The sequence below is a fragment of the Arthrobacter sp. 10N43 genome, from assembly GCF_056394525.1.
Window position 1 is genome coordinate 49,420 of record NZ_JBFTIA010000013.1, and the last position, 25,667, is coordinate 75,086.

Here is a 25,667-nt window from a genome sequence, read left to right on the forward strand (position 1 = left end):
CCACGCAGCGGCTGTCCTATTCCAGCGCAGAAACCCCTAGACCGCCAGGGGGAGGTGCGGGAACTCCGGGCCTCGCTGCTGGAACTGCAGCACATCCGGGTTCAGGACCACGCCGTCGCGGATTTCGATGGCGCGGCGGATGGTCTCGTTTGCGTCCCACGCTTCAGGGCCCGAGACCACGGTCTCGAGGAACGGCAGCAACGCTTCGCTGATTTCCCAGCTGGCGGAATTCCAGAGGTAGGACGGGCTGTGGTCCACGGCGTAGTAGTCGATATGGTGACCCACCTGGAACATCGGCTCGGCGAACGTGGTGGTTTTCGCCCAGCTGAAGCCCATGCCCTCGTCGCAGGATACGTCCACGATCAGGCTGCCCGGCCGGAAGGCGGCCAGGTCCTCGGTGCGCAGATACGTCAGCGGTGCGTTGGGGTCCTGCAGCGTGCAGTTGACCACGATGTCGCTCGCGGCGAGGAACGGTGCCAGCGGCACTCGACCGCGCTCCGTGATGACCTCGCTCAGGAACGGCGCCTCGCTGTCGTGGTCGAACTGCGCGATCCGGACCGAATGGATCGGTGAGCCAACCGCGGCAACGCCACGGTTGGTGAGCACCTGCACGTCGTGGACGCCGTGGGCATTCAGCGCCGTGACAGCGCCGCGGGCGGTGGCCCCGAAGCCGATCACGACGGCGCTCAACCGGCGGCCGTAGTCTCCGGTGGAACCGGTCAGCGCCAGGGCATGCAGCACGGAGCAGTAGCCGGCGAGCTCGTTGTTCTTGTGGAAAACATGCAGGCCGAAACCGCCGTCGCTGGCCCAGTGGTTCATGGCCTCGAAGGCGATGAGCGTGAGCTTCTTGTCGATCGCCAGCTGGGTGATGGCCCGGTCCTGGACGCAGTGCGGCCAGCCCCAGAGGACCTGCCCGTCCCGGAGTTCGGCCAGATCCTCGGGCTGCGGTTTGGGCAGGAGGACGACATCGGCCGCCGCCAGCAGCTGCTTTCGCGGTGCGATGCGCCCCACGAGCGGCGCAAGCTCGGCATCGGAAAGGCCGAAGCGTTCGCCGTAGCCTTCCTCGAGGATCAGCTGTTCCCGGATTTCCGGCGCGATGCGGTCCAGGTGCAGGGGATGGATGGGGAGGCGTCGCTCGTCCGGTTTGCGTGTGCTGGCGAGGATGCCGAGGGTGAGGTGGTTCGAGGAACCGGTCACTTCTTTTTGGGGCTCGCCGTCTTCGCCGCGGTCACCTTGTCCAGGGAGCTGGCCGGCGCAGCAGCGGCCCTCTTGTCAGCGCGCTTTTCCTTAATGGATTTGCCGGCTTTTTTGGATGCTGCTTGACGGGGGGACTTGTCAGCCATGTTTGCTCCTGTAGCGGAACCGAAGAGGTTCCTGACTTCTGACCATACAGGTAGCAACCTAATGGGAGCCCGGGGAGCGGTGCAGGGGCCGAGGGGATCGCGGAAGATGATGTGGAGCGGCTGACGGGAATCGAACCCGCGTATCAAGCTTGGGAAGCTAGCGCTCTACCATTGAGCTACAGCCGCAGTGGGGACAGTCAAAATGCCGGACTCTGCCCCGGTGAAACAACCCGGTGAAACAACCCGGTGAAACAACCCGCTGAAACAACCCGGTGAAACAACCCGGTGAAACAACCCGGTGAAACAACCCGGTGAAACAACCCGGTGAAACAACCCGGTGAAACAACGAGATTTACATTACCCCAGTCTGGCGCGCTCGTTAAACACCGGGCCGCGGGCGCTGTGTGCCGTGTCCGCCTCCGGCCGCGCGGACTTTTGCCGATAGACGGTTCCGCGACCAAATCCGCGGTCCAACAGGTAGTCACGTCTCAGATCCGCGTACTTCGTGCCGCCGGTGATAGTGGTCAGGAAATCAAGGAGGGGTAGCGCACACTCGTGTGCGGCCTGCAGTCATCGATTTTACTTGGGAGATCACAGCCGGCTCAGCCGGTGGAAGGTCTCAGCAAGGTCTCCGCACGGTCTCGCGGTCTCGGTCTCAGCGTGGTCTCGCGGTCTCGATCAACAGCATGGTCTCAGCACGGTCTCGATCATCGAAGCAGGTAGCTCGTGGGGGTAAAAGTGAAGAAGGCAGCTCCTGGGTGTGCAGCGGTGCGCATTGCCTTGGCGGGCGCACGCGGCCAGATCCCGGACGAAAGTCGATCAACCTCGTGAGCGGCGGGGGCGGGCAGCAAACACGGAAGAAGCTGTTTGCCATCGGACTTGTCCTGGTGGCGATTCTGATCGGCGGAGGTGTCTGGGGGTCCGGCCTGGCCGTCTCCGGAGCTCCAGCAAGCGTGGTGGACACGACGCGCGGCGGCGTCCCGGCGCCCCCGCCGTCGACTGCGCGTCCGCCGGCGGATGCGACACCCCCGGCCACAGACCCGGCGCCAGCCATTGCAGGGCCGGCACCCGGAGAACCTGCGGCTCCCGGGCCGGCCACATCAGCCCTGGCGGGCAGGTCCGAGGCAGAGCTTGCCGCCAGCCCGCAGCTCGTTTCCGCACCCGTTGCCCTTGGCGGCGCAGCAGCACTGCAGCCGGGCGTGACCGCCACAGTCGCCGGCATTGAAGCGGTGACCGGGGAGGCCACAGGACCCGGCGAGATTGCCGGCCCCGCAATTCGCTTTACAGTTTCAGTCCGCAACCAGTCCGGCCAGACCGTGTCGCTCGCGGACGCATTTGTCAACGTCGAGGCCGGAGCGGACAAACTCCCGGCCCTTCAACTGAGCGGACCTGGCGCAACAAAGTTTCCCGCGTCCGCAGCGGCCGGGGCCACCGTCTCGGCCGTTTACGTCTTCCTGGTGCCGCCGGATCAGCGCGACCAGGTTCACATCTATCTGAACTACCAGGCGACGTCACCCATCTTGGCCTTCGTCGGTGCCGCCACAACGTCGGAGGGGAAGTCATGAGCATCGAGCAGAGGTCCCACAGTTTTCCCGAGCAGCCGCGGCAGGAAGGAAACTGGCAACCCACCAAGCGGGCACAGGCTCGGCCAAGGCCGTCCTTGCTGCGGGCCGCCAAGGGATTGTTTGTGATGATCGTGTCGTCCGCAATGATGGTGGCGATCGCAATACTGCCAGTTCCCGCGGCCACCGCGGATACGGCTCCCGTGGATCCCGCCAGCCCGGCAACCCCGGTGACCGTGTCAGCTGATGCGCTGCCCACCGCCCAGATTGATGGCGTGGCGTGGCAGCAGCTCGTGGTGGGCAACACGGTCTATGTGGTCGGAAAGTTCAGCACCGCGCGACCCGCCGGTTCCGCCCCAGGCACCAACACCGTGCCACGAAACAACATTCTTGCCTACGACATCCGCACCGGCGCACTGATCACTTCCTTCGCTCCCAGCCTGAATGCCCAGGCCCTGTCCGTCGCTGCGTCCCCAGATGGGTCCCGCATCTATGTGGGCGGGGACTTCACCGCGGTCAACGGCACCACCGTGTGGCGTGTGGCCGCCCTCAATGCGGTCACTGGCCAGCTCATTACCAGCTTCCTGCCGAAGGTTGCTTCCTCTGTTCGAGCCATCGTCGCCACCTCAAGTGCGGTGTACATGGGCGGGTTGTTCGGGGCGGTGGGGCAGGCGTCGCGGCAGAACCTGGCGGCGGCCAGCCCCACTGACGGCGCGCTGCTCCCGTGGCATCCGGTCGCCGGCGGAAAAGTCAACGCCCTGGTCCTGTCTCCGGACAAGACGCAGGTGGTCATCGGGGGCGCGTTCACAACCCTGAACGGATCATCCAATCCTGGGTACGGGCTCGGATCGGTTGATTCAACAATCGGCGCACTGCTCCCGTTTGGAGCGAACAACCTCATCCGCGACGGAGGCCCGCAGGCGGCAATCCTTAGCCTTTCCTCGGACAGCACCAACGTCTACGGCTCCGGCTATGTCTTCGGCACCGGAGGAAACCTGGAAGGCGTGTTTTCCGCGAACTGGAGCGACGGCGCCATCAAATGGGTGGATGACTGCCACGGGGACACTTATGGGGTCTACGCGGCCGCCTCGGCGGTCTACGCCGTCGGCCACTCGCACTACTGCGGCAACATCGGCGGCTTCCCCCAGACAACCCCCTGGGGGTTCCATCGCGGACTGGCATTTGGCAAGGACGCGACAGGGACCATCACGGATGATCCCTATGGGTACTACAACTTCGCCGGGAACCCGTCGCCGTCGCTCCTCAATTGGTTTCCCGACCTCGACACGGGAACGGTAACGGGCCAGAACCAGGGTCCGTGGGCCGTGACCGGAAACTCCCAGTACGTGGTGATGGGAGGCGAGTTCAAGAACGTCAACAGTTCGGCGCAACAGGGGCTGGTGCGGTTCGCCGTGAAGGAAATAGCCCCGAACAAGGAGGGGCCGCGGGTCACGGGGGCCAAGCTCAACCCTTCGGTGATCTCGACAGCAGCTGGGACCGCCCGGCTCTCCTGGCAGGCCGACTGGGACCGGGACAATGAGCACCTGACCTATCAGGTGATCCGCGACAACAAGACCGCGGCCCCGATCTATACGACAACGCAGGAGTCAACCTTCTGGAGCCGTCCAGGCATGGGATACATAGACTCCGGACTGGTGCCCGGATCCACCCACACGTACCGCGTATTCGCCAGCGACCCGTTCGGAAACATCGCCAAGTCCGACGGCGTGAGCATCACGGTGGCCGCATCGGGTGCCGTCAGCAACTACACCACCAAGGTTCTCAACGACGGCGCGCTGGACTTTTGGCGGCTGGACCAGGCCAGCGGCAGCAGCGTGGTCGACTGGGCAGGCTGGAACGACCTCGCCCCGGGAACCGGCATCAGCGGCGGGGCCGGCGGGGCAATCCTTGGTGATTCGGACAAGGCCTCCACCTTCGATGGAACCAGCGCCGGCTTCGCCTCAACCCGGACTCCTGTCCCCGGGCCGGACACCTTCACGGTCGAGTCGTGGATCAACACAACCTCCACCAGCGGCGGCAAGATCCTTGGGTTCGGGTCAAGCGCCACGGGGGATTCGGGCAGCTATGACCGCCACGTATACATGGACAATGCAGGGCATATCTGGTTTGGCGTCTACCCCGGAGGCGTGCAGACGCTCAACAGCAGCGGCACCTACAACGACGGCCAGTGGCACCAAATCGTGGCAAGCCTCGGAACGACGGGGATGGCCCTCTATGTGGACGGGAAGCGGGTCGGCCACCGGTCCGATGTCACATCGGGACAGGCCTACTCGGGGTACTGGCGTGTTGGAGGGGACAACCTGGGCGGGTGGCCCAATGGTCCGGCCAGCAATTACTTCCAGGGAAGCATCGACGATGTCTCGCTTTACCCCTCGGTCCTCACCCTTCAGCAAGTCCAGGGCCACTTCACCGCCTCGGGACGGACGTTGGACATCCCGGTTGCACCCGCGGACGCCTACGGCAAAGCGGTCTTCGACGCAGGTCCCGATCTCTACTGGAGGCTCGGGGAAACCAACGGCTCAATAGCGGCCGACAGCGGCGTCAACGGAAACTCGGGAACCTACGTCAGCGGAGTAACGCTCGGCGCCCCCGGAGCTGTAGCAGGAACCGCCAATACCGCGGCCAGCTTCGACGGGAGCACCGGCCTTCTCTCCAGCAATGCGCAGTTCAGCAATCCCACAACATATTCGGAGGAGCTCTGGTTCAACACCACGACGACCAACGGCGGCAAGCTGATCGGATTCGGGAACGCGGCGACGGGCCTGTCCAGCGGCTACGACCGGCACGTCTACATGGAGAACGACGGCCGGCTCACTTTCGGAGTCTGGACCGGAAACCCAAACACGGTCACTTCGCCGAACGGCTACAACGATGGCCGGTGGCACCACTTGGTGGCGACACAGGCCGCGGACGGCATGAAGCTGTACGTTGATGGTGCCCTCGTCGGCACCAACCCCCAGACCCAGGCGCAGGCCTATGACGGCTACTGGAGGGTTGGAAGCGACAATACGTGGGGTCCCCAGCCGTACTTCTCCGGCCTGATCGACGAAGTCGCCATTTACCCGACTGAATTGTCCGCAGACGTTGTGGGAAACCATCACGCGATCGGCAGCGTCGGGATTGCTCCCAACCAGCCGCCGGCGGCTGCGTTCACGACGTCGTCCGCTGACCTGGTGGCGTCGTTCGACGGCTCGTCGTCCTCGGATCCGGATGGCACGGTTGCTTCGTACAGCTGGGACTTTGGCGACGGGTCAGCGGCGGGTGCCGGGGTGAAGCCGGCGCATAACTACGCGGCGGCCGGGACCTACCAGGTGAAGCTGACGGTGACGGACGACAAGGGCGCCACGGCTTCGGTGACGAATCCGGTAATCGTCGTACAAAATCAGCCGCCGGCAGCGGCGTTCACGACGTCGTCTGCCGATCTGGTGGCGTCGTTCGACGGCTCGGGTGCGTCGGATCCGGATGGCACGGTTGCTTCGTACAGCTGGGACTTCGGCGACGGGTCAGCGGCGGGTGCCGGGGGGAAGCCGTCTCATACCTATGCCGCGGCCGGGACCTACCAGGTGAAACTGACGGTCACGGATAACAAAGGCGCCACGGCCTCGGTGACGAACCCCGCCGCGATAGCGGCGGCAGGAACTGTTCCCCGACCCGACCATGTGGTGGTTGTGGTCATGGAGAATGAGTCCGCGGCGTCAATAATCGGAAACCCCGACGCCCCGTACATCAATTCGCTGGCTTCGAACGGAGCCTTGATGACACAGTCGTTCGGCGTGACGCATCCGAGTGAGCCGAACTATCTCGCGCTTTTCTCGGGTGCCACTCAAGGTCTGACCGACGACAGTTGCCCCAATACATATTCGGCGACCAACCTGGCCGGCCAGCTAAATGCCAAGCAGCTGAGCTTTGTCGGGTATTCCGAGTCCCTGCCGAGCGTCGGTTTCATGGGTTGTACCAGCGGTGCGTATGCCCGCAAGCACAGCCCTTGGACGAACTTCCCGTCGCTGCCAGCGGCAGTCAATCAGCCACTGACGGCCATCCCGACCGACTACACAACTCTGCCCACCGTGTCGTTTGTCATTCCCAACCTGCAGAACGATATGCATGACGGAACGATCGCCCAGGCGGACACCTGGCTGCAGGGCAATTTGGGTGCCTACGCAACGTGGGCTGGGCAGCACAATAGTCTGTTGATCCTGACGTGGGATGAGGGCGATGCCACGAATCAAATTGCGACGATCTTTAGCGGACAGCGCGTCCGGCAGGGACAGTATCCGGACCGGACCGACCACTACAACGTCTTGCGTACCCTGCAGGAAGCGTACGGGCTGGGGTCGAACGGAAACACTGTGTCTGCCACTCCCATAACCAGCATCTGGGCCTCCTTGAATCAGCCGCCCGCACCGGCTTTTACCTCCTCGGCGGTGAACCTGGCGGCGTCGTTCGACGGCTCGGGGTCCTCGGATCCGGATGGCACGGTCGCTTCGTACGGCTGGGATTTCGGTGACGGGTCGACGGCGGGCGCCGGCGTTAGGCCGGCGCACAACTACGCGGCGGCCGGGACCTATCAGGTGAAACTGACCGTCACGGACAACAGAGGCGCAAGTGCCTCGGCAACCCATCCCGTCACAGTCACCGCTGCCGGAAACCAAATTCTGGCCCAGGATGGGTTTGGGCGGTCCGTTGCCGCAGGTTGGGGCAGCGCCGATCGGGGCGGCGTGTGGACCTTGAACGGCTCGGCCTCCTACTTCTCGGTGGGCAATGGGCTAGGCAGCGTGACGCTGACAAAGCCGGCCGCTGGTCCGGCTGCCTACCTGAATGGCGTGTCGTCAAGCTCTGCCGAAACTTCCGTCAAGCTATCCCTCAATAAGGTGGCGAATGGCGGGGGAACGTTAGTCAGTGTCGTCGGGCGGCACGTAGGAACTGTTGGTGAATATGCCGCCAAGGTCAAGGTCTCGGCAACCGGTGGTGTGACCCTCGAGGCCACCAAACTAATCAACGGGGCAACCTCGTCACTGGTGTCGAAGGCAGTAGCGGGCCTGACCTATACGGTGGCCGATCAGTTGCAGGTGAGAGTGCAGGTCACGGGAACCACTCCGACGCAGATCAGGGCCAAAGTTTGGAAAGTGGGCGCAACCGAGCCAGCCGCATGGCAGATTTCGACCACCGATGCGGAACTGGCGCTGCAGGCAGCTGGCACCACGGGCCTCGTAACGTACGTTTCGAGCACAGCCTTGAACACACCCGTCATCGTGCGATTTGACGAGTACGCCGTCACTAAACTCGGTTAGCCGGCATCTGAGGGGGATTCTTCGGCCCCGTAACTCTTCGGTAAAGGCCCTGGGTCGCTGCGGAACTGGCAGGCCATGCTGTCTATCCTGAAATGGTTAGCCGCAGTTCGGGGGAAGCGGGCTACGCCCATTTTGCCCTCCGCCGAGCAAGGATTTTCGTGGCATTCGCAGAGTACGACGTCATCATCCACCGTGACGCCCTGAGTGTGTACAACTTCCTCCTGGACCCGGGCCATCTGCCCATGTGGCGCGAAGGCGTGCGGAGCGTGGAGCTACTCTCCGGCGCCGCCGGTGCTAAAGGTGCCGTGTACCGGCAGACGATTGCCGGGCCCGGCGGGCGCCCCGTGGCGGCGGACTTCGAAATCATCGAGGCCCGGATGGGGGCCGAGATCCAGTACCAGGTCATCGTCGGGCCGGCCCGGCCGCACGGCGGCTACTACCTGAGCACCGAGGGTCCCAACACGCGGGTCCGGTTCGCCCTGAACTACGAACCCAAGGGATTTATGGTCCGGGTGACCAACCCGTTCCGCCGGCGGATGAAGGCCGAGGTGGGCCAGCTCGAGCGGCTCAAAACTGTCCTCGAAGATATGCCCGTTGCGGAATAAAGGTGCCGGGTGCCGGGTGGCAGGTGCTGGCGCCGGGAAAGTAACACTGGGCGGCCGGGCGCGTCCGTGCAGCGCCTGTGAAGCCGTGCCGGGCGCCGTGCGGTATTTTTGAACTTGTGCTGATCTCCGACCGCGACATTCGAACCGAAATTGACTCCCAGCGGATTGTCCTCGAACCGTTCGAGCCCGCCATGGTCCAGCCGTCCTCGGTGGACGTCAGGATCGACAAATTCTTCCGGCTGTTCGACAACCACAAATACGCCCACATCGACCCCGCCGAGGAGCAGCCCGAGCTGACCCGCCTGGTGGAAGTGGAATCCGGCGAGCCGTTCATCCTGCACCCGGGGGAGTTCGTTCTTGGCTCCACATACGAGACCGTGACGCTGCCGGACGACATTGCGGCCCGCCTCGAGGGCAAGTCCTCGCTCGGCCGGCTCGGCCTCCTGACCCACTCCACGGCGGGCTTCATCGACCCCGGATTTTCCGGCCATGTGACGCTGGAGCTGTCCAACATGGCCACCCTGCCCATCAAGCTGTGGCCCGGCATGAAGATCGGCCAGCTGTGCTTCTTCCGGCTTTCCTCTGCGGCGGAGTTCCCCTACGGTTCGGGGGAGTACGGCAACCGCTACCAGGGCCAGCGCGGCCCCACTGCGAGCCGCAGCCACCAGAATTTCCACCTCACGAAAATCTAGGGCGCGGGGCCGCTGATCCGGCGGGCTCGGACCCTCCGAATCAGCCCTATGCCTGCCCGGTGGTCCGGACTTCCGGCCGTCTCACGGGACGGCGCACGAGCCGGACGAACGGCTCCACGAAGCGGGCGGCCAGCGGCCCCACGATCGCCATGATCAGGACATAGGCGGTGGCGAGGGCCGCCAGCTCCGAGGCCACCACGCCGGAGGCCACGGCCAGGCCGGCGATCACAATCGAGAACTCGCCGCGGGCGATCAGGGCGGCCCCCGCGCGGAAGCGGCCCGGAATGCCAATCCCTGCCTTTTTCGCCGCCCAGAACCCGGTGAGCACCTTGGTGGCCGCCGTCACCACGGCCAGCAGCAGCGCCCAGCCCAGGACCGGCGGGATGGACCGGGGGTCCGTGTTGAGGCCAAAGACAACAAAGAAGATCGCGGCGAAGAGGTCCCGGAGCGGCTCCAGGACGCGGGTGGCGCTGTGGGCCGTGGCGCCGGAAATCGCGATGCCGAGCATGAACGCACCGACTGCGGCGGAGACCTGCATGGCGGCGGCGAGCCCTGCCACGAGCAGCGCCGCGCCCAGCAGGTTGAGCAGGAAGACCTCGGAGTTCTCGCTGTGCACGGCCTTGGATACGTGGTGGCCGTGCCGCAGGGCCACCACCAGGACCAGGGTGACGACGGCCAGGGAGATGCCGACGGTCTGCAGGCCCATCAGGAAGCTGACGCCGGCCAGCGTGGCGGTCAGAACCGGCAGGTACACGGCCATGGCCAGGTCCTCGAACACCAGGATGGCCAGGACCACCGGGGTTTCCCGGTTGCCGATCCGGCCGAGATCGGTGATCACCTTGGCCGCGATCCCGGAGGATGAAATGTAGGTCACGCCGCCCATCACCATGGCCCCCACGACGCCCCAGCCCAGCATCACCGCGAGCCCCGCGCCGGGCAGGAAATTGAGCAGCAGGTCCAGGACCCCGGCCTGCCAGGACCTCCGGAGGCCGGTGACAAGCTCGGCTGCCGTATATTCCAGGCCAAGCATAAGCAGGAGGAGGATCACGCCGATCTCGCCGGACAGATGGGCGAACTCGTGCATGCCTTCAAGTTTGACCAGGCCGCCGGCCCCGAAGAAGAGGCCGCCCACCAGATAAAGCGGGATGGGGGACATCCCGATCCGCCCGGCCAGTCTGGCCAGCAGGCCGAGACAGAAGACGACAGCCCCCAGCTCGATCAGGGTCAGGGCGAGCGGATCCATGCCGTTTATCCGTTACGAAGGATGCCGGCCGCCGTGTCCAGGCCTTCTTGCGTTCCCACCGCAACGAGGAGGTCACCGGGGTGAAGGACGACGTCGGGTCCCGGCGAGGGCAGGACCTCCCCTTCGCGCATGATGGCCACGATCGAGACCCCGCTGCGGGTCCGGATGCACGCCTTGCCCATCGGCTGGTTCTGGAAGGGTGACTCGGCGCTGATCGAAAACTGCCGGGTCACGATGCCCGGGATTTCCCGGTGGGCCTCTGAAAGTTGCATGGCAATGCGCTGGCCGCCCAGGAGGTTGCCCAGGGTGGCGGCCTCGTCCGCGGTCAGCGGGATGGAGGCTTGGCATGTGTCCGGATCGTCCCAGGTCGAGACGATGAGTTCGCTCTGGCCCTCCCGGTACTCGACCACGCCGATCCGGCGTCCGGAGGCAGTCATGAAGTCCTTGCGCCGGCCGAGGCCGGGGAGGTCCGTCTCATCCACGTTCATATCATCAGCCTAGTGTGCGAACGGGATTTTCGGCCGCCTCAGGCCGCGGGGACGACGGCGATTTCGGTCTTGTCCGGGGCCTTGACCGGCAGGAGCACCAGCAGGCCCGTGAGCAGCACCACCATGATGCCCAGGATGCCCCAGCGCTGGGCCTCCCCGGTGGCCACGAACGGCGTGGCCACGGCGATGCACAGGGTGAACAGGGCCGGGGCCAGGAAGCTCACGGCCCGGCCCGTGGTGGCGTAGAGGCCGAAGAGTTCGCCGGATTCGCCGTGCGGGGCGAGCCGGGCGAGGTAGGCGCGGGAGGAGGACTGGGCCGGCCCCACGAAGAGGCACAGCAACAGGCCGAAAATCCAGAACGTGGTGGTCCCGGTCCAGGTCATGCCCAGGACCTCGTGGGTGTCGTTGCCGAGCACCAGGATTGCGGTGCCCGCGACCAGCAGGCCGGCGAGGGACGCGATGATCACGGCCTTGGGCCCGACTCTGTCGTCCAGGAAGCCGCCGAAGATGGCGCCGACGGCGGCCACCACGTTGCCGAAGATGGCGAAGAAGATGACGTCCTTGAGCTCGAAGCCGAAGATGCCGGCCGCGATCACCCCGCCAAAGGTGAAGACGGCGGCCAGCCCGTCCCGGAAGATCGCGCTGGCGAGAAGGAAGTAAATGGTGTGCGGGCTGGTCCGGTAGATGGCCTTGATCCGCCGGACAAGCAGGCCATAGGAGGCGAGGAACCCCAGGCCGGCGCCCCGTTCGGCGCGTGGCACTTCCGGCACCGCGAACAGCACGGGCAAGGCAAAGATGAAGAACCACAGGGCCGAGAACACGGCTACGAGCCTGATGTTCAGGCTGTCAGCGGTCGAGGCGCCAAACCAGTCGAAGCTGGGCTGCACAAAGAGCTGGAGCACGATCAGCAGTGCCACGATGCCGCCGAGATATCCCATGCCCCAGCCGAAGCCGCTCACCTTTCCGATGTTCCGCGGTGTGGAGATCTGGGCGAGCATGGCGTTGTAGTTGACGCCGGCGAATTCGAAGAAGACGTTGCCCAGCGCGATCAGGGTGACGCCGAGGATCAGGAAGTCCGGCCGGGGGAAGACGAAGAAGCACAGCCCGGTCAGGAGCGCGACGGCGGCCGTGTTGACTCCCAGCCACATCTTGCGCCGGCCGCCGGTGTCCGAGCGCTGCCCGGTGACCGGGGCCAGCAGGGCGACGGCTGCGCCGGCGACGGCCAGCGCGGCGCCCAGGACCGCCGAGGCCTGGTCTTCCCCGCCGAAGGCTTTGGACGTCAGGTAGACGGTGAAAACGAACGTCGTCATGACGGCGTTGAAGGCGGCAGAACCCCAGTCCCAGGCCGCCCACGCCAGGATCCGTCCCTTGCGCGAGACGGGACTTCCCGATTCCAGTTCCGACTCTCGCGTGGCCTCTGGGGCGGCGGCAGTGTTCATAGCCTGAATGGTAGCCGCCCGGGGTGTCCTCCGAGGGGCGGCAGGGCGGGCCAACGGCGGGACTTACGACGCAGTGTTTGGCTGCGGTCTCGTTTTTGCTACGAATTGTCCGGTGAACGGCGTCCGGGCCAAAAGAATTTGTACACGCTTGGTAAACTGTCGGCACCGAACCTAACAAATGAACCGCCTGCTCCAACTTGCTGACAATCGAAATTCTGACGTTGCGGAGACACCAGTGATCACAGTCCTTGCCGTGCTGTTTGCGGTGGCTGCTGTGGCCCCGCTGCTGTTCCGGAAATTTGGCAGGAACGCGTTCTTCGCCCTCGCCGCGGTCCCCGCGGGCTCCTTTGTGTGGCTGGTTCTGCAGCACGACGCAATTTATTCAGACGCAGGCGATCCCACCGGGGCGATCACCGAAGTGGTGCCCTGGATTCCCGGGCTGCAGCTGGATCTCGCGTTCAGGATGGATGCCCTGGCCTGGGTCATGTCCCTGCTGATCCTGGGTGTGGGCGCGCTGGTGCTGGTGTACTGCGCCCGGTATTTCAGTGACAAGGACGACTCCCTCGGCGGGTTTGGCGCCCAGCTCCTGGCCTTCGCCGGGGCGATGTTCGGCCTGGTCACCGCCGATGACCTCCTGCTCATGTTCATCTTCTGGGAACTCACCACGGTGCTGTCCTATCTGCTGATCGGCTATGCCCGCACCCGGCTCTCCGCCCGGCGCTCCGCGCTGCAGGCCCTCGTGGTGACCACCGCCGGCGGGCTGGCCATGCTCGTGGGGCTGATCATCCTCGGTTCATCCGCCGGCACCTACCGGATCCAGGCCATCCTGGACGAGGCCCCCGCCCTGCTCGCCGGCCCGGCCGGGGGAGCCGTGAGCGCCGCCGTCATCCTTATTCTGATCGGTGCGATCACCAAATCCGCCCTGGTGCCCTTCCACTTCTGGCTCCCCGGCGCGATGGCCGCGCCCACACCCGTAAGCGCCTACCTGCACGCCGCCGCCATGGTGAAGGCCGGGATCTACCTGGTGGCCCGCCTGGCACCCGGATTCGCCGACGCCCCGCCGTGGCTGCCGATCGTGCTCGGCCTGGGCCTGACCACCATGCTGGTGGGCGGCTACCGGGCCCTCCGGCAAACCGACATCAAGCTCATCCTCGCCTACGGCACAGTGAGCCAGCTGGGCTTCCTGACCATGGTGATGGGCCTCGGCACCCCCGAGGCCGCGCTGGCCGGACTCGCCCTGCTCGTGGCGCACGCGCTGTTCAAGGCCACCCTCTTCCTGGTGGTGGGCATCATCGACCACCAGTCCGGGACCCGGGATATCCGCGAGCTGTCCGGCGTTTACGGCTCGGCCCGGGCGCTGGCGATCGTGGCGGCGATCGGCACGGCCTCGATGGCGGGCATCCCCCCGCTGGCCGGCTTCGTTGCCAAGGAATCCGTGTTCGAGGCCTTTGTGCACTACCGCTCCGAGTCCGGAACCGGGCCCTGGCTGCTGGCAGGCCTGGTGGTGGGTTCCGTCCTGACCTTCGCCTACAGCGCCCGGTTCATGTGGGGCGCCTTCGCCCTCAAGCCCGGCGTGGAGCCCACAGCCTTCAAGCCGATCACACCGGCCTTCCTGGCCGCGCCGGCCATCCTGAGCTTCCTGACGGTCCTCTACGGACTATGGCCCGTCCCGGTTGATGGCTGGGTCCAGCCTTATGCGGCGCTCTTTGTGGACGGCTCCGCTGCCGGCGGCGCCACGTCCTCGCCCGGGCACCTGGCGCTGTGGCACGGCATCACCCCGGCCCTGGGCCTGACCGCGCTGACGTTCGCCCTGGGCCTGGCCATGTTCTACGGACGCAACGCCGCGTCCAGGGTGCAGTCGAGGGTGCCGGGCTGGATCGACGCCGACCGTGCTTACCAGCAAACGATCGGCGCCCTCGACGACACCGCCGTCTGGATCACCGGACGGACCCAGCGTGGTTCGCTGTTCTTCTACCTCTCCGTGATCCTGACCGTGGCGTTCGCCCTGCCGCTGACTGCGCTGCTGCTGGCCAACAAGCCGCTGCCGCCGAATATGTACTTCATTGATCCCGGCTCGCCGCTGCAGCTGGTGGCCGGCGCCGGGATCGTGATCGGGGCGCTCGCCGCCGTCCGCGCCAACAAACGCTTCCTGGCCGTCCTGATGGTCTCTGTCACCGGCTACGGCATTGCCCTGATGTTCGCGCTGCAGGGCGCACCGGACCTCGCGCTGACCCAGATGCTGGTCGAAACCATCATCCTGGTGGCGTTCGTGCTGGCCATGCGGAGCCTTCCCGCGGGCTTGCGCGACCGCACCGGAGGGAAATACCGGGTCATCCGGGTGGTGATCGGCCTGGCCTTCGGCGTCACCATGATTTTCGTGGCCATCCACGCCCTCGGCGCCCGGGTGGTGCCGCCGGTTTCCCTGCAGTTCCCGCAACTGGCCTACGAGGGCGGCGGCGGCCTCAACGTCGTCAACGTGACCCTGGTGGACATCCGGGCCTGGGACACGTTTGGCGAGATCTCGGTCCTGGCCCTGGCCGCCACCGGCGTGGCCAGCCTCATCTTCGTCCGCGGCCGCGGCGACCGCATCCGGGCGTCCGCGTCCGTCGCGGAAGGCACTGTTGGCCGGCGTGCCGGGGCCAGGGGCAGCACCCGCGATGACGCCGCCCTGGCGATGAACCGGCGGTTCGCTGCCGCCACCCGGGACGCCTGGCTGGTGGCCGGCCGGACCCTCGCGCCCGAACGCCGCTCGATCATCTTCGAGGTGGTCACCCGCCTCATTTTCCACTCGATGATCGTGTTCTCCATCTATCTGCTCCTCGCCGGCCACAACTTGCCCGGTGGCGGCTTCGCCGGCGGCCTCACCGCCGGCCTCGCCCTGACCATCCGCTACCTCGCCGGCGGCCGCTTCGAACTCCGCGAAGCCACCCCCGTCGGCGCCGGCACGCTGCTGGGGATCGGCCTGGCCACGGCGGCGGCCGCCGGGATGACGCCGCTGCTGCTGGGCGGCCAGGTGTTCCAGAGCGCGATCGTGGAGCTGTGGCTGCCCGTCTTTGGTGACATCAAGTTCGTCACCTCCACGATCTTCGACATCGGCGTGTACATCGTGGTGGTGGGACTTGCCCTGGACGTGCTGCGCAGCCTGGGCGCTGAGATCGATGAACACTTCGAGGAACAGCCCGAACCGTCCGAAGACCGGGAGGCCGCCGGCGGCCTCGCGGATGCGGAACCCGCCGAAGCGGAAAACGCTGATGCGGGAAATGCTGTCGCCGAAAATACCGACGCCGAAACTGCTGCCAAGGGGAGATCATGAGCGTCAATCTGACCTTGCTGACGGTCATGGGGGCGCTCTACGCCTGCGGCATCTACCTGATCCTTGAACGCAGCCTCACAAGGGTGCTCCTGGGCCTGATGCTGCTGGCCAACGCCACCAACCTGCTGATCCTCGCCACCGGCGGCTACTCCGGGCTGGCACCGATGTTCGAGAAGGGTATCCCGGCCGGGGATTACAACGATCCCCTGCCGCAGGCCCTGATCCTTACCTCGATCGTGATCTCCTTCGCCGTTACCTCGTTCATGCTGGGCATCATCTACCGGACCTGGGTCCTGGCCCGCCAGGACGAAATCCAGGACGACGCCGAGGACCGCCGCGTCGCGGAGACGCCGAGCTTCGATGCCGAGGACGACTCCGTGATCCCGGTCGAGACCTCGGAGTTCCCGCTGGCCATGGTCGGCTCCGACGGCGCAGGCTCCGCGGCCACGGCCGCCGGTCCACCTGCCGGTGCCGGGGCAGGGAGCAGCGCCGCGGTCATGTCCGGCGACCGCCCCGTGCGGGCCGACAAGGCCGCCTCCGAAGAACAGCCCGGCTCCCTCAACGTTGACCCCAGACCGGGCACCAGACCGGACCCCAGACAGGAAGGAGGCGGAGAGTGAACATCGCCAGCTTTGCCCCGCTCGCCGTCGTACTCCCCATCCTGGGCGCCGCCCTGACGTTCCTGCTGATCCGCTACCCCCGTGCCCAGCGTGCGGTCAGCATCGCCCTCCTGTCTTTGACCCTGCTGCTGGAATGCCTGCTGCTGGCGTCCGTCTGGGACGGCGGGACAACCGCCGTCAACATCGGCGGATGGCTGCCGCCCTGGGGCATCGTGCTGGTGGTGGACCAGTTCTCCTCGCTCATGCTCGTGGTGTCCTCGGCCGTGAGCCTTGCGGTGCTGATCTACGCCACGGGACAGGGCATGGCCGACGGCGACCGTGACGCGCCCGTCTCGATCTTCCACCCGACGTACCTGATCCTGGTGGCCGGGGTGTCCAACGCCTTCCTCTCCGGAGACCTCTTCAACCTCTACGTCGGCTTTGAGATCCTGCTGACGGCCAGCTACGTGCTCATCACCCTCGGCGGAACGGGCCCGCGCATCCGGGCCGGCGTGACCTACGTGGTGGTCTCGGTCGTGTCCTCGGTCTTGTTCCTGATCGCGATCGCCATGGTCTACGGCGCCACCGGAACCATCAACATGGCGGACCTCGCCATCAAGCTCGGGGACCTGGACCAGGGCACCCGGACGCTGCTGCACGTCATGCTGCTGGTGGCCTTCGGCATCAAGGCCGCCGTGTTCCCGCTGTCCTTCTGGCTCCCTGACTCCTACCCCACGGCCCCGGCCCCGGTCACCGCCGTGTTTGCCGGGCTGCTGACCAAGGTGGGCGTCTACGCGATGGTCCGTACGGAGACGCTGCTCTTCCCGGGCGACGCGCTCAACGCCCCGCTCATGGTCGCGGCGCTGCTGACCATGGTGGTGGGCATCCTCGGCGCCCTGGCCCAAAGTGACATCAAGAGGCTCCTGTCCTTCACCCTGGTCAGCCACATTGGCTACATGGTCTTTGGCCTGGCCATGTCCACGGTGGCCGGCCTGGGCGCCGCGGTCTTCTACGTGGCCCACCACATCACCATCCAGACCAGCCTGTTCCTGGTGACCGGCCTGATTGAACGCCGCGGCGGCAGCTCGTCCATGGACCGCGTGGCCGGACTGGCCAAACTCTCCCCGGTTTTGGGAGTCCTGTTCTTCATCCCCGCCATGAACCTGGCCGGCATCCCGCCGTTCTCGGGCTTCCTGGGCAAGCTGGGGCTCCTTCAGGCGGGCGTCGAGCTGGGCACGCCGCTGGCCTACGCCCTGGTGATCGGCGGCGTGCTGACCAGCCTGCTGACCCTGCTGGCGATCGCGAGGGTCTGGAACCGGGCGTTCTGGCGCAAGCCCGAGGACGCCGAACACCCCGATCCGGTGCTCCTGGCGGCCCCGGCGGACTCCGCCACCGGGGACCGGGCCGGCCGGGCGAACGTAACCCTGCTGCCGCGCACCATGGTGGGCTCCACCCTGGGCCTGGTGGTCTTTGGCGTGGCCCTGACGGTCTTTGCCGGACCGCTGTTCAGGGTGGCAGACCAGTCCGCCGCAGAAATGCTGGACAGGTCCCCCTACATCCATGCCGTGCTGGGCCAGGACGCACCTGTGCCGCCGGTGCCAGGTCAGGTCCAGTTAGGCCAGGTCCAGCCAGGGCAGGCCCCGCCCGGCCAGGTCCAGGAGCAGGGCGGCGGGAAATGAGCCGGAAAAGGATCTCGCTGCGCCAAGAACTGCCGCTGCTGGTGTGGCTGGTTTTCGTCTGGGGCGCATTGTGGCAGAACTTCAGCCCCGGCAATCTCCTCTTCGGGGCCCTCATCGCCGTGCTCGTGGCACGCATTTTCTACCTGCCCCCGGTGGAGCTCGGCGGCCGCTTCAACGTGCTCCGCGCCGTCCCCTTCGTCCTCATCTTCCTAGGAAAAGTCGTCGCGGCCAGCTTCCAGGTCCTGTACCTCGCCGTGGCCCGCGGCCCCAAAGTCGTCAGCGCAATCGTCGCCGTGCCGCTGCGGAGCCATTCCGACCTCCTGGTCACGGCCACCGGGCACGTGATCTCCCTGATTCCGGGATCCCTTGTGGTGGAGGTGGACAGGTCCACGTCCACGCTCTACATCCACGGCATCAACGTCCGCAACGCCCAGGACGCGGCCAAGCTGCGCAAGGAGGTCCGGGACACCGAGGCGGGGCTGATCAGGATCATGGGCTCCAAAGACGAACTCTCCGCCCTTACCCAGGAGGTCACCGCATGATGCAGATCGTCCTGACGGTGACCGCCGTCGTACTTTCCCTTGCCGCGCTGGGGGCGATCATCCGGATCGCGCGGGGCCCCTCACTGCTGGACCGTGTCCTCGCCGCCGACGTGCTGCTGGCCATCTTCGGCGCGGCCCTGTGCATCGACATGGCTGCCAACCGGCACCTGAACAACCTGATGCTGCTGGTGGCGATCTCCCTGATCGGCTTCGTCGGCTCGGTCACCTTCGCCCGGTTCGTGGCCGACCGGAGGGAGAGCGTCCGTGAATCCTGACACAGTGATCGACTCCGTCTCGGCCGTGTTCATGGTGACCGGCGCCCTCATGTCCCTCGGCGCCGCTGTCGGGCTGTTGCGCTTCCCGGACCTCATGAGCCGGATGCATGCCGCCACCAAACCGCAGGTCCTGGGACTGTTCCTGCTGCTGGCGGCCCTTGGCCTGCAGATGCGCACCTGGTGGGTGTGGCCCGTGCTGGTGGTGGCGTGGCTCTTCCAGCTGCTGACCGTCCCCGTATCGGCCCACATGGTGGGCCGGGCCGGTTACCGGACCAAGCACCTGCACCCGGAGCTGCTGACCTCCGACGAGCTCGAGGCAGTGGTCCAGCAGGCGGCCGCCAAGCACGGAGCGGACGACGGCGACGCCGGCTGACCGAAACGGCTGACCGCAGCGTCTAATCCGGAGGGGGCCAGCCAGGTCCGTCCAGCCAGGTCCGCGCAGCCCGAGCCGCCCTGACGATGTCCGGCCATACGATGCCTGTTTAGACGATGTCCTGGGTTTTGGAGAAGCGGGTGATCGCCCGCTGCGTGCCGCGGTTGGCGAGCACCTGGATGATGGCGCTGACCGATGCCGAGATCAGGGCGAACGTCAATGCCGTGCGCAGCGTGGTGGGGACGTCGTCGTCGTGGCCCTTGGGCGGCTTGTTGCCCGTGGACTTTTCCCAGATGGTGTCCACCAGCTTGGTGCCGGCAAAGCCGGCCGCGAGGCTGACGCCAGTGCCGAGCAGCTTGATGAGGATGGTCATTCTTCGGTCTCCTTGGGGCGGGAACAGGGGCTACCCCCAGCCTAGCGTTCCGGTGTGAGGACGTTCCGCAGGGCCTCGACAACAAGATCGTGGTCCGCCTTCTGGGGCAGGCCGGAGACGGTGACGACCGCGACGGCGCCCGTGCCGCGGACGTAAATGGGAAACGCTCCGCCGTGGGCGGCGAACTCCATCTGGTCGAACCAGGCGTTGTCCTCGATCCTGCCGCCGGCAGCGCGGGCGCGCAGGCCCACCAGCAGGGACGGGACCTCGTAACGCATGGCCGTGCGCTTCTTGGCGTTGATCCAGCGTTCGTTGTCCGGCGTGGCGCCGTCCAGCGCGGCGTGGAAGAGCACCTGCTCGCCCTTGGTGATGTCGACGGCGATGGGCAGCGAGCGTTGCCTGCCCAGCTCTACGAGGAGGAGTCCGAGGTCCAGGGCATCGTCCTTGCTGAACGAGGCGAACTGGAGGGCCTCCATCTCGGCCAGCACGCGGCCGATGAGCGCCGCGAGGGATCCCTGCGGCTGCGGCTCGCTCGAATCGGGGTCGTATTCCCCGGAGGGATCTGGTGTGAGCGTCAAAATAGTCCAGCTTTCCGGTGCGTGACTGGGCCGCCCGCAGGCGGGTCCGGGTGTCCGACACGTCGACTCTACCAAGCGGCAATTCCCGGCCGCGGCGACCGGCTTTGCCCGGCCGCGGATTGTGACGGCACGCCACTGAAAACCCGGCCGTCCGGGTGTAAACTGAGCCAGCCCACAAGGGCAGAATAATTTACGACAGGGGAGCGCCGCCGTCGGGCATCGCCGGAAAAATCCGGGGAAAACCGCTGGTGGGCGCTGAGAGTGCGGACAGCCGCAGACCCTCGAACCTGATCCGGTTAGTACCGGCGCAAGGGAGTCGAGATCTCAGGGTGCGCGGAGGGCGGCGGAAGCCGAACCGGCCGGAGCATCCTCCCCTCCTGTTCCTCAGGAGGACGACATGACAGATATTTCAGCACAGCATGGTTCCACCAGCCGCCCAGCCGCCCGCCGCAACTACACCTGGCGTGTGGTGGACATTGTGGTGGCCGCCTTGATCGCCGTTGCCGGCGGCGTCATCTTCTGGGCCTGGTCCCAGGGCGCGAACCTGATTTCAACCCCGGTCAACGCCATCTACCCGCCGCTCAGCGGACTCTACGCCGGCGGCTGGATGATTCCGGCCGTATTGGGCATGCTCATCATCCGCAAGCCGGGTGCGGCGCTCTTCTGCGAGAGCGTGGCGGCCACGGGCGAGCTCATCATGGGTTCCCAGTACGGCACCACGGTGCTGATCTCCGGTGTGCTGCAGGGCCTTGGCGCGGAGCTGGTCTTCGCGGCCTTCCTCTACACGAAGTTCAACCTGCCGGTATCTCTGCTGGCCGGGGCGGGTGCGGGCCTCTTCTGCGGCCTGAACGATTCCTTCCTCCCGTGGGGCTGGAACATCGCCTACGAAGCCGGCGACAAGCTCGCCTACATCGTCTTCACCACCATCTCCGGTGCAGTGATTGCCGGCGGACTGTCCTGGCTCGCCACCCGAGGCCTGGCCAAGACAGGCGTGCTGGGCTCCTTTGCCTCCCGCAAGGCCGCCACGGAGCCCGTCTTCTCCTGAGTCGACTGCTGAACCTACATCTGAAACCTGCAGACGACTCATGAGACCTTCACCGGAAGTCAGGCCGGCCGCCGTCACGGCCCGCGGCTGGGGCTGGCGGCACGCCGGAAGGCCCCGGCCCGCGGTCAGCGGCCTTGACCTGGACATCCGGCCGGGGGAGCGCGTGCTCCTGCTCGGCCCCTCCGGCGCCGGCAAATCGACGCTGCTCCACGCCCTGGCCGGCGTGCTGGGGGACGGCCCGGCCGGGCCTTCCGGCGACTCCGGCGACTCCGAAGATTCCGACGAGACCGGAAGCCTGCTGATCGACGGGGTCCCGCCGCGGGCGCAGCGCGGCCGCGCCGGGCTGGTGCAGCAGGACCCGGAAACGCAGGTGGTGCTGTCCCGCCTCGGCGACGACGTCGCCTTCGGGGCTGAGAACCTCGCCGTCCCGGCGGAGGAGATCTGGCCTCGGGTGGGCGAGGCGCTCGAGGACGTCGGCCTGGGCAGGCTGCCGCTGGACCATCCGACGTCGGCGCTCTCCGGGGGACAAAAGCAGCGGTTGGCGCTCGCCGGGATCCTCGCGATGCGGCCAGGGCTGCTGCTGCTTGATGAGCCGACGGCCAACCTGGACCCCGCGGGCGTTCTGGAGGTCCGCGACGCCGTGGGCCGCTGCCTGGACAAGACCGGCGCCACCCTGGTGGTCGTGGAGCACCGGGTGGCGGTCTGGAAGGACCTGGTTGACCGGATCGTGGTGCTCCAGCCCGGCTCCGCCACGGACTCCGGGGTCCTGATCGACGGGCCGCCGGACCGGGTCCTGGCCCAGGCGCGGGACATGCTCATCGGTGCCGGCGTGTGGGTCCCGGGCCACGTGCCGGCAACGCGGGCGCGGCGGCAGGCGCCCGGCGCAGGTCAGCTCCTGCTGGAGGCGGAAGGCCTCGCGGTGTCCCGCGAGCGGCCGCGGCGGGCCGGGCTGCGCGAGCGGTTCCGCACGATCGCGCCGCGTCCGGTCCAGTCCGGGGTATCTGCCCAGGTCCGTGCCGGGGAGGCCCTGACCATCACGGGGCCGAACGGCTCGGGGAAGTCCACCCTGGCGCTGACGCTCGCCGGTCTCCTGCGGCCCGTTGCGGGGACGGTCACGGCCGCGCCTGGTCTCAGCGGCGGTCTCAGCGCGGGCCTCAGCGGCGGCCCCGGCGCGGGTGCCGCGGGCGGCGCCGGAACCGACCCGTACCGGTGGAAGGCCCAGCAGCTGATCGCCAGGATCGGAACCGTGTTCCAGGAACCCGAGCACCAGTTCGTCACCGGCAAGGTCCTCGATGAGCTCATGTTCGGCCCCCGCCACCTCGGCTACGGCGAAGACCGCGTCGCTGAGCTGCTGGAACGGCTGCGGCTGACGGAACTCGTCGACGCCAACCCCTACACGCTCTCCGGCGGCGAGAAGCGGCGCCTGTCGGTCGCCACCGTGCTCGCGGCGCATCCGCGGGTGCTGGTCCTGGACGAGCCCACCTTCGGCCAGGACGCCAACACCTGGGCCGAACTCGCCTCATTCCTGTCCGAACTCCTCGACGCCGGCACCGCCGTCGTGTCCGTGACGCACGACGCCGAATTCAGCGCCGTACTTGGCGGCACGGAACTCCGCCTCCGGCCGCGGGAAACTGCCGCCGCAGACGCTCCCGGCCCGGACCTTGAACTCCCGGAGAGGGCCTCACCATGAGGGACACACTGAGCCTTCGCGGCAACCACGCGATGCTGACCCGCGCCAACCCGCTCGCCAAGTTCGCAGCGGTCTTCCTGATCACCCTGGTCCTGGCGCTGTCCATCGACTGGGTCTCGGCGTCGGTGGCCCTGGCCTTCGAACTGCTGCTCCTGCCGTTGGCCGGCCTCACCCTGGCCCTGCTGTGGCAGCGCGGCTGGCCGCTGATCCTCGCGGCGGCGCTGGGCGGCTGGAGCACCGCCATCCTGGCGCCCGACGCAGGGGCCATCCTCGTCGACGTCGGGATCTGGTCCATCAGCGCCGGCTCCCTGCAGCTGGGGATCGGCTTCATGCTCCGCGGGCTCGCGATCGCACTGCCGGCGGTGCTGCTGATGAGCTGCACCGACCCCACCGACCTCGCCGACGCCCTGGCCCAGAACGCAAAACTGCCGCACCGGTTCGTCCTGGGCACCCTGGCCGCCATGCGGCTGGTCGGGATCATGGCCGAGCAGTGGCAGACTATCGGCATGGCCCGGCGGGCCCGGGGCGTGGGCTCGAGCGGGAACCCCTACCAGCGGTTCCGCGCCGCCCTGGGCCAGAGCTTCGGCCTGCTGGTGCAGGCGATCCGGAGCGCGTCCCGGCTCGCGGTGACCATGGAGGCGCGCGGGTTCGGCGGCGCCGCCCGCACCTGGGCCAGGCCGTCCACGTTCAGCGGGCTCGACGCCTGGGTGCTCCTGGGCGGGCTCGGTATCGCGGCAGCCGCCGTCGCAGCGGCCCTCGGCGCGGGCACCTGGAACCTGGTTTTCCTCGCCCGCCAGTAGCCGGCCCAGCCGGCACGGCCCGCCGCAGGCCGGCGGTTTTTGCTGTGCAGGTCGGCGGTTATCGCATGGTTCGGGTATTTGTGTGAGATTGGCGCCATTCCGGCCGCAATTGCGGCAAGGCGTAGCTCATGCGTGATATTTTCGGGAAATGACTCAACCGACTGCCGAACACGTAGGCCTCCTGCTCCGCGAAGCGCGCGGGGCCAAGGGCTGGACCCAGGGACAACTTGCCGCCGAGCTCGGCACGAGCCAGAGCGCCATTGCCCGGATGGAACAGGGCAAGCAGAACCTGAGCCTGAAGATGATCCAGCGCCTGGAGGCGATCGTCGGGCACAGCATCGTCAAGGTGGGCCGGCCCCAGATGACGCACCTGCGTGTCGAGGGCGGCCGCACCCTCTCCGGCGCGGTGGACGTCAACAGCAGCAAGAATGCCGGCGTCGCGCTTTTGTGCGCCAGCCTCATTAACCGCGGCACCACTACGCTGCGGCGGCTCGCCCGGATTGAGGAAGTCAACCGGATCGTGGAGGTGCTGACCAGCATCGGCGTCGAATGCACCTGGCTCAACGCCAACGACCTCCAGATCCGCCGCCCCGCGGTCCTGGACCTGGCATCCATGGACGTGGAGGCGGCCCGCCGGACCCGCAGCGTCATCATGCTCCTGGGCCCGCTGCTGGACGAGGCCGAAACCTACCAGCTGCCCTACGCCGGCGGCTGCGACCTTGGCACCCGCACCGTGCAGCCGCACATGCAGGCGCTGCGCCAGTTCGGCCTGAGCGTGGAGGCGAAGTCCGGGTTCTACGCGGTCCAGGCCCCGCCGTCGGACGGCCATGACCGCTCCTTCGTGCTGAGCGAACGCGGCGACACCGTCACCGAGAACGCCATCATGGCCGCAGCCCACCGCCGCGGCACCACCGTCATCCGCAACGCCAGCCCCAACTACATGGTGCAGGATCTCTGCTTCTACCTGCAGATGCTCGGTGTGGAAATCGCGGGGGTTGGCACCACCACCCTGGAGATCACCGGCCGGCCGTCGATCGACGCCGACATCGAATACTTCCCGTCCGAGGACCCGATCGAGGCGATGAGCCTCATCACCGCCGGCATCGTGACGAACTCGGAAGTCACCATCCGCCGTGTGCCGATCGAGTTCATGGAAATCGAACTCGCGACGCTCGAACAGATGGGCCAGCGGCTCGAGGTCTCCGGGGAATACGTTGCCCGCAACGGCCGCACCCGCCTGGTGGACGTCACCACCAAGCCCTCGGAGCTGCGGGCACCGGAGGACAAGATCCACCCCATGCCGTTCCCCGGCCTGAACATCGACAACCTGCCCTTCTTCGCGGTCATCGCCGCCAACGCCCACGGCCAGACCATGATCCACGACTGGGTCTACGAGAACCGGGCCATCTACCTGACCGAGCTGAACAAGCTGGGCGCCCAGGTGCAGCTGCTCGATCCCCACCGTATCTACGTCAACGGGCCCACCAAGTGGCGTGCCGCCGAGGTGGGCTGCCCACCGGCCCTCCGTCCCGCCGCCTGCCTGCTGCTGGCCATGCTGGCGGCCCGCGGCGTCTCGGAGCTGCGGAACATCTATGTCATTGAGCGCGGCTACGAGGACCTGGCCGAGCGGCTCAACACCATCGGCGCGAAGATCGACTACTTCCAGGACTAGTGACCCCGCGTTGGTTGAGGGGCGTTTCGGCCGATCCTGACGCA

The 25,667-nt window shown here is 66.9% G+C and carries 21 protein-coding genes, 1 tRNA gene and 1 riboswitch; of the genes, 14 read left to right on the forward strand and 8 right to left on the reverse strand.

Annotated elements, in window-relative coordinates; all coding sequences use genetic code 11:
• Positions 1–36: 36 nt before the first annotated feature.
• The 3 genes from AC1DDO_RS19070 to AC1DDO_RS19080 form a co-directional block, all read right to left on the reverse strand.
• A complete protein-coding gene (locus tag AC1DDO_RS19070; RefSeq protein WP_476867932.1) occupies positions 37–1,197 on the reverse strand; it encodes a N(5)-(carboxyethyl)ornithine synthase in 1,161 nt (386 codons plus the stop codon).
• Positions 1,194–1,343, reverse strand: coding sequence for a hypothetical protein (locus AC1DDO_RS19075; RefSeq protein WP_441411222.1), 150 nt, complete (start codon positions 1,341–1,343; stop codon positions 1,194–1,196). The genes AC1DDO_RS19070 and AC1DDO_RS19075 overlap by 4 nt, the downstream gene beginning before the upstream one ends.
• Before the next feature lie 112 nt (positions 1,344–1,455).
• Positions 1,456–1,529: transfer RNA gene (locus AC1DDO_RS19080), tRNA-Gly, on the reverse strand.
• 701 nt (positions 1,530–2,230) lie between these two features.
• Between AC1DDO_RS19080 and AC1DDO_RS19085 the strand changes: the two genes are divergently transcribed.
• The 4 genes from AC1DDO_RS19085 (at position 2,231) to dcd (ending at position 9,514) form a co-directional block, all read left to right on the forward strand.
• Entirely contained in the window at positions 2,231–2,908 is a 678-nt protein-coding gene (locus AC1DDO_RS19085) for a hypothetical protein (RefSeq protein ID WP_476867933.1), read from the forward strand.
• On the forward strand, positions 2,905–8,217 hold the full coding sequence (locus AC1DDO_RS19090) for a PKD domain-containing protein (RefSeq protein ID WP_476972508.1): 5,313 nt from the start codon (positions 2,905–2,907) through the stop codon (positions 8,215–8,217). Before AC1DDO_RS19085 ends, AC1DDO_RS19090 begins: the two co-directional genes overlap by 4 nt.
• Positions 8,218–8,375: 158 nt before the next feature.
• Positions 8,376–8,822 carry an SRPBCC family protein gene (locus AC1DDO_RS19095; RefSeq protein ID WP_476972509.1) on the forward strand — a complete coding sequence of 149 codons (447 nt, stop codon included), beginning with the start codon at positions 8,376–8,378 and terminating at the stop codon, positions 8,820–8,822.
• Between the two features lie 116 nt (positions 8,823–8,938).
• A complete protein-coding gene (gene dcd, locus AC1DDO_RS19100; protein ID WP_441409510.1) occupies positions 8,939–9,514 on the forward strand; it encodes a dCTP deaminase in 576 nt (191 codons plus the stop codon).
• Between the two features lie 46 nt (positions 9,515–9,560).
• On the opposite strand, the gene AC1DDO_RS19105 is transcribed toward dcd, so the two are convergent.
• The 3 genes from AC1DDO_RS19105 to AC1DDO_RS19115 are packed head-to-tail and all read right to left on the reverse strand — an operon-like array spanning position 9,561 to position 12,684.
• Positions 9,561–10,757: a cation:proton antiporter gene (locus AC1DDO_RS19105; protein WP_476972510.1), complete on the reverse strand. Its 1,197-nt coding sequence runs from the start codon at positions 10,755–10,757 to the stop codon at positions 9,561–9,563.
• 5 nt (positions 10,758–10,762) lie between these two features.
• The gene (locus tag AC1DDO_RS19110) at positions 10,763–11,245 is read right to left on the reverse strand and encodes a cation:proton antiporter regulatory subunit (RefSeq protein ID WP_441409512.1); all 483 of its coding nucleotides are present in this window, start codon (positions 11,243–11,245) and stop codon (positions 10,763–10,765) included.
• A 38-nt stretch (positions 11,246–11,283) separates the two neighbouring features.
• Complete coding sequence (locus tag AC1DDO_RS19115) at positions 11,284–12,684, reverse strand: MFS transporter (protein ID WP_476972511.1); 1,401 nt, start codon at positions 12,682–12,684, stop codon at positions 11,284–11,286.
• A 235-nt stretch (positions 12,685–12,919) separates the two neighbouring features.
• Between AC1DDO_RS19115 and AC1DDO_RS19120 the strand changes: the two genes are divergently transcribed.
• The 6 genes from AC1DDO_RS19120 to mnhG are packed head-to-tail and all read left to right on the forward strand — an operon-like array spanning position 12,920 to position 19,465.
• Positions 12,920–15,997 carry a Na+/H+ antiporter subunit A gene (locus AC1DDO_RS19120; RefSeq protein WP_476867938.1) on the forward strand — a complete coding sequence of 1,026 codons (3,078 nt, stop codon included), beginning with the start codon at positions 12,920–12,922 and terminating at the stop codon, positions 15,995–15,997.
• Positions 15,994–16,617, forward strand: coding sequence for a Na(+)/H(+) antiporter subunit C (locus tag AC1DDO_RS19125; protein ID WP_476867939.1), 624 nt, complete (start codon positions 15,994–15,996; stop codon positions 16,615–16,617). The genes AC1DDO_RS19120 and AC1DDO_RS19125 overlap by 4 nt, the downstream gene beginning before the upstream one ends.
• Complete coding sequence (locus tag AC1DDO_RS19130) at positions 16,614–18,275, forward strand: Na+/H+ antiporter subunit D (RefSeq protein ID WP_476867940.1); 1,662 nt, start codon at positions 16,614–16,616, stop codon at positions 18,273–18,275. Before AC1DDO_RS19125 ends, AC1DDO_RS19130 begins: the two co-directional genes overlap by 4 nt.
• On the forward strand, positions 18,272–18,817 hold the full coding sequence (locus AC1DDO_RS19135) for a Na+/H+ antiporter subunit E (RefSeq protein ID WP_476867941.1): 546 nt from the start codon (positions 18,272–18,274) through the stop codon (positions 18,815–18,817). The genes AC1DDO_RS19130 and AC1DDO_RS19135 overlap by 4 nt, the downstream gene beginning before the upstream one ends.
• Positions 18,814–19,092 (forward strand): MrpF/PhaF family protein, encoded by a 279-nt coding sequence (locus AC1DDO_RS19140; RefSeq protein ID WP_441409518.1) that lies wholly within the window; start codon positions 18,814–18,816, stop codon positions 19,090–19,092. Before AC1DDO_RS19135 ends, AC1DDO_RS19140 begins: the two co-directional genes overlap by 4 nt.
• The gene (mnhG, locus tag AC1DDO_RS19145) at positions 19,082–19,465 is read left to right on the forward strand and encodes a monovalent cation/H(+) antiporter subunit G (RefSeq protein WP_476867942.1); all 384 of its coding nucleotides are present in this window, start codon (positions 19,082–19,084) and stop codon (positions 19,463–19,465) included. The genes AC1DDO_RS19140 and mnhG overlap by 11 nt, the downstream gene beginning before the upstream one ends.
• Before the next feature lie 109 nt (positions 19,466–19,574).
• Here the strand turns inward: mnhG and AC1DDO_RS19150 are convergent, their stop codons facing one another.
• Both AC1DDO_RS19150 and AC1DDO_RS19155 read right to left on the reverse strand, forming a co-directional pair.
• Positions 19,575–19,838, reverse strand: coding sequence for a DUF4235 domain-containing protein (locus tag AC1DDO_RS19150; RefSeq protein ID WP_441409520.1), 264 nt, complete (start codon positions 19,836–19,838; stop codon positions 19,575–19,577).
• A 41-nt stretch (positions 19,839–19,879) separates the two neighbouring features.
• Positions 19,880–20,416 carry a heme-degrading domain-containing protein gene (locus tag AC1DDO_RS19155; protein WP_441409521.1) on the reverse strand — a complete coding sequence of 179 codons (537 nt, stop codon included), beginning with the start codon at positions 20,414–20,416 and terminating at the stop codon, positions 19,880–19,882.
• Positions 20,417–20,603: 187 nt separating this feature from the next.
• Positions 20,604–20,748: riboswitch (TPP riboswitch) on the forward strand.
• 65 nt (positions 20,749–20,813) lie between these two features.
• Between AC1DDO_RS19155 and AC1DDO_RS19160 the strand changes: the two genes are divergently transcribed.
• The 4 genes from AC1DDO_RS19160 to AC1DDO_RS19175 all read left to right on the forward strand — a co-directional run bounded on the left by AC1DDO_RS19160 (position 20,814) and on the right by AC1DDO_RS19175 (position 25,623).
• On the forward strand, positions 20,814–21,461 hold the full coding sequence (locus AC1DDO_RS19160) for an ECF transporter S component (protein WP_441409522.1): 648 nt from the start codon (positions 20,814–20,816) through the stop codon (positions 21,459–21,461).
• A gap of 40 nt (positions 21,462–21,501) precedes the next feature.
• Complete coding sequence (locus tag AC1DDO_RS19165) at positions 21,502–23,151, forward strand: ABC transporter ATP-binding protein (protein ID WP_476867943.1); 1,650 nt, start codon at positions 21,502–21,504, stop codon at positions 23,149–23,151.
• Positions 23,148–23,951, forward strand: coding sequence for an energy-coupling factor transporter transmembrane component T family protein (locus AC1DDO_RS19170; protein WP_476972512.1), 804 nt, complete (start codon positions 23,148–23,150; stop codon positions 23,949–23,951). The genes AC1DDO_RS19165 and AC1DDO_RS19170 overlap by 4 nt, the downstream gene beginning before the upstream one ends.
• Before the next feature lie 148 nt (positions 23,952–24,099).
• On the forward strand, positions 24,100–25,623 hold the full coding sequence (locus AC1DDO_RS19175) for a UDP-N-acetylglucosamine 1-carboxyvinyltransferase (RefSeq protein ID WP_476867945.1): 1,524 nt from the start codon (positions 24,100–24,102) through the stop codon (positions 25,621–25,623).
• The last annotated feature ends 44 nt before the right edge of the window (positions 25,624–25,667 follow it).

Excerpts from the sequence above, each read along its gene's own strand:
- AC1DDO_RS19105 (WP_476972510.1), bottom strand. The coding sequence starts at position 10,757 with ATGGATCCGCTCGCCCTGACCCTGATCGAGCTGGGGGCTGTCGTCTTC.
- AC1DDO_RS19135 (WP_476867941.1), top strand. The coding sequence starts at position 18,272 with ATGAGCCGGAAAAGGATCTCGCTGCGCCAAGAACTGCCGCTGCTGGTG.
- AC1DDO_RS19175 (WP_476867945.1), top strand. The coding sequence starts at position 24,100 with ATGACTCAACCGACTGCCGAACACGTAGGCCTCCTGCTCCGCGAAGCG.
- AC1DDO_RS19160 (WP_441409522.1), top strand. The coding sequence starts at position 20,814 with ATGACAGATATTTCAGCACAGCATGGTTCCACCAGCCGCCCAGCCGCC.
- AC1DDO_RS19115 (WP_476972511.1), bottom strand. The coding sequence starts at position 12,684 with ATGAACACTGCCGCCGCCCCAGAGGCCACGCGAGAGTCGGAACTGGAA.
- AC1DDO_RS19170 (WP_476972512.1), top strand. The coding sequence starts at position 23,148 with ATGAGGGACACACTGAGCCTTCGCGGCAACCACGCGATGCTGACCCGC.
- AC1DDO_RS19150 (WP_441409520.1), bottom strand. The coding sequence starts at position 19,838 with ATGACCATCCTCATCAAGCTGCTCGGCACTGGCGTCAGCCTCGCGGCC.
- AC1DDO_RS19140 (WP_441409518.1), top strand. The coding sequence starts at position 18,814 with ATGATGCAGATCGTCCTGACGGTGACCGCCGTCGTACTTTCCCTTGCC.
- AC1DDO_RS19090 (WP_476972508.1), top strand. The coding sequence starts at position 2,905 with ATGAGCATCGAGCAGAGGTCCCACAGTTTTCCCGAGCAGCCGCGGCAG.
- AC1DDO_RS19110 (WP_441409512.1), bottom strand. The coding sequence starts at position 11,245 with ATGAACGTGGATGAGACGGACCTCCCCGGCCTCGGCCGGCGCAAGGAC.
- AC1DDO_RS19075 (WP_441411222.1), bottom strand. The coding sequence starts at position 1,343 with ATGGCTGACAAGTCCCCCCGTCAAGCAGCATCCAAAAAAGCCGGCAAA.
- AC1DDO_RS19125 (WP_476867939.1), top strand. The coding sequence starts at position 15,994 with ATGAGCGTCAATCTGACCTTGCTGACGGTCATGGGGGCGCTCTACGCC.
- AC1DDO_RS19165 (WP_476867943.1), top strand. The coding sequence starts at position 21,502 with ATGAGACCTTCACCGGAAGTCAGGCCGGCCGCCGTCACGGCCCGCGGC.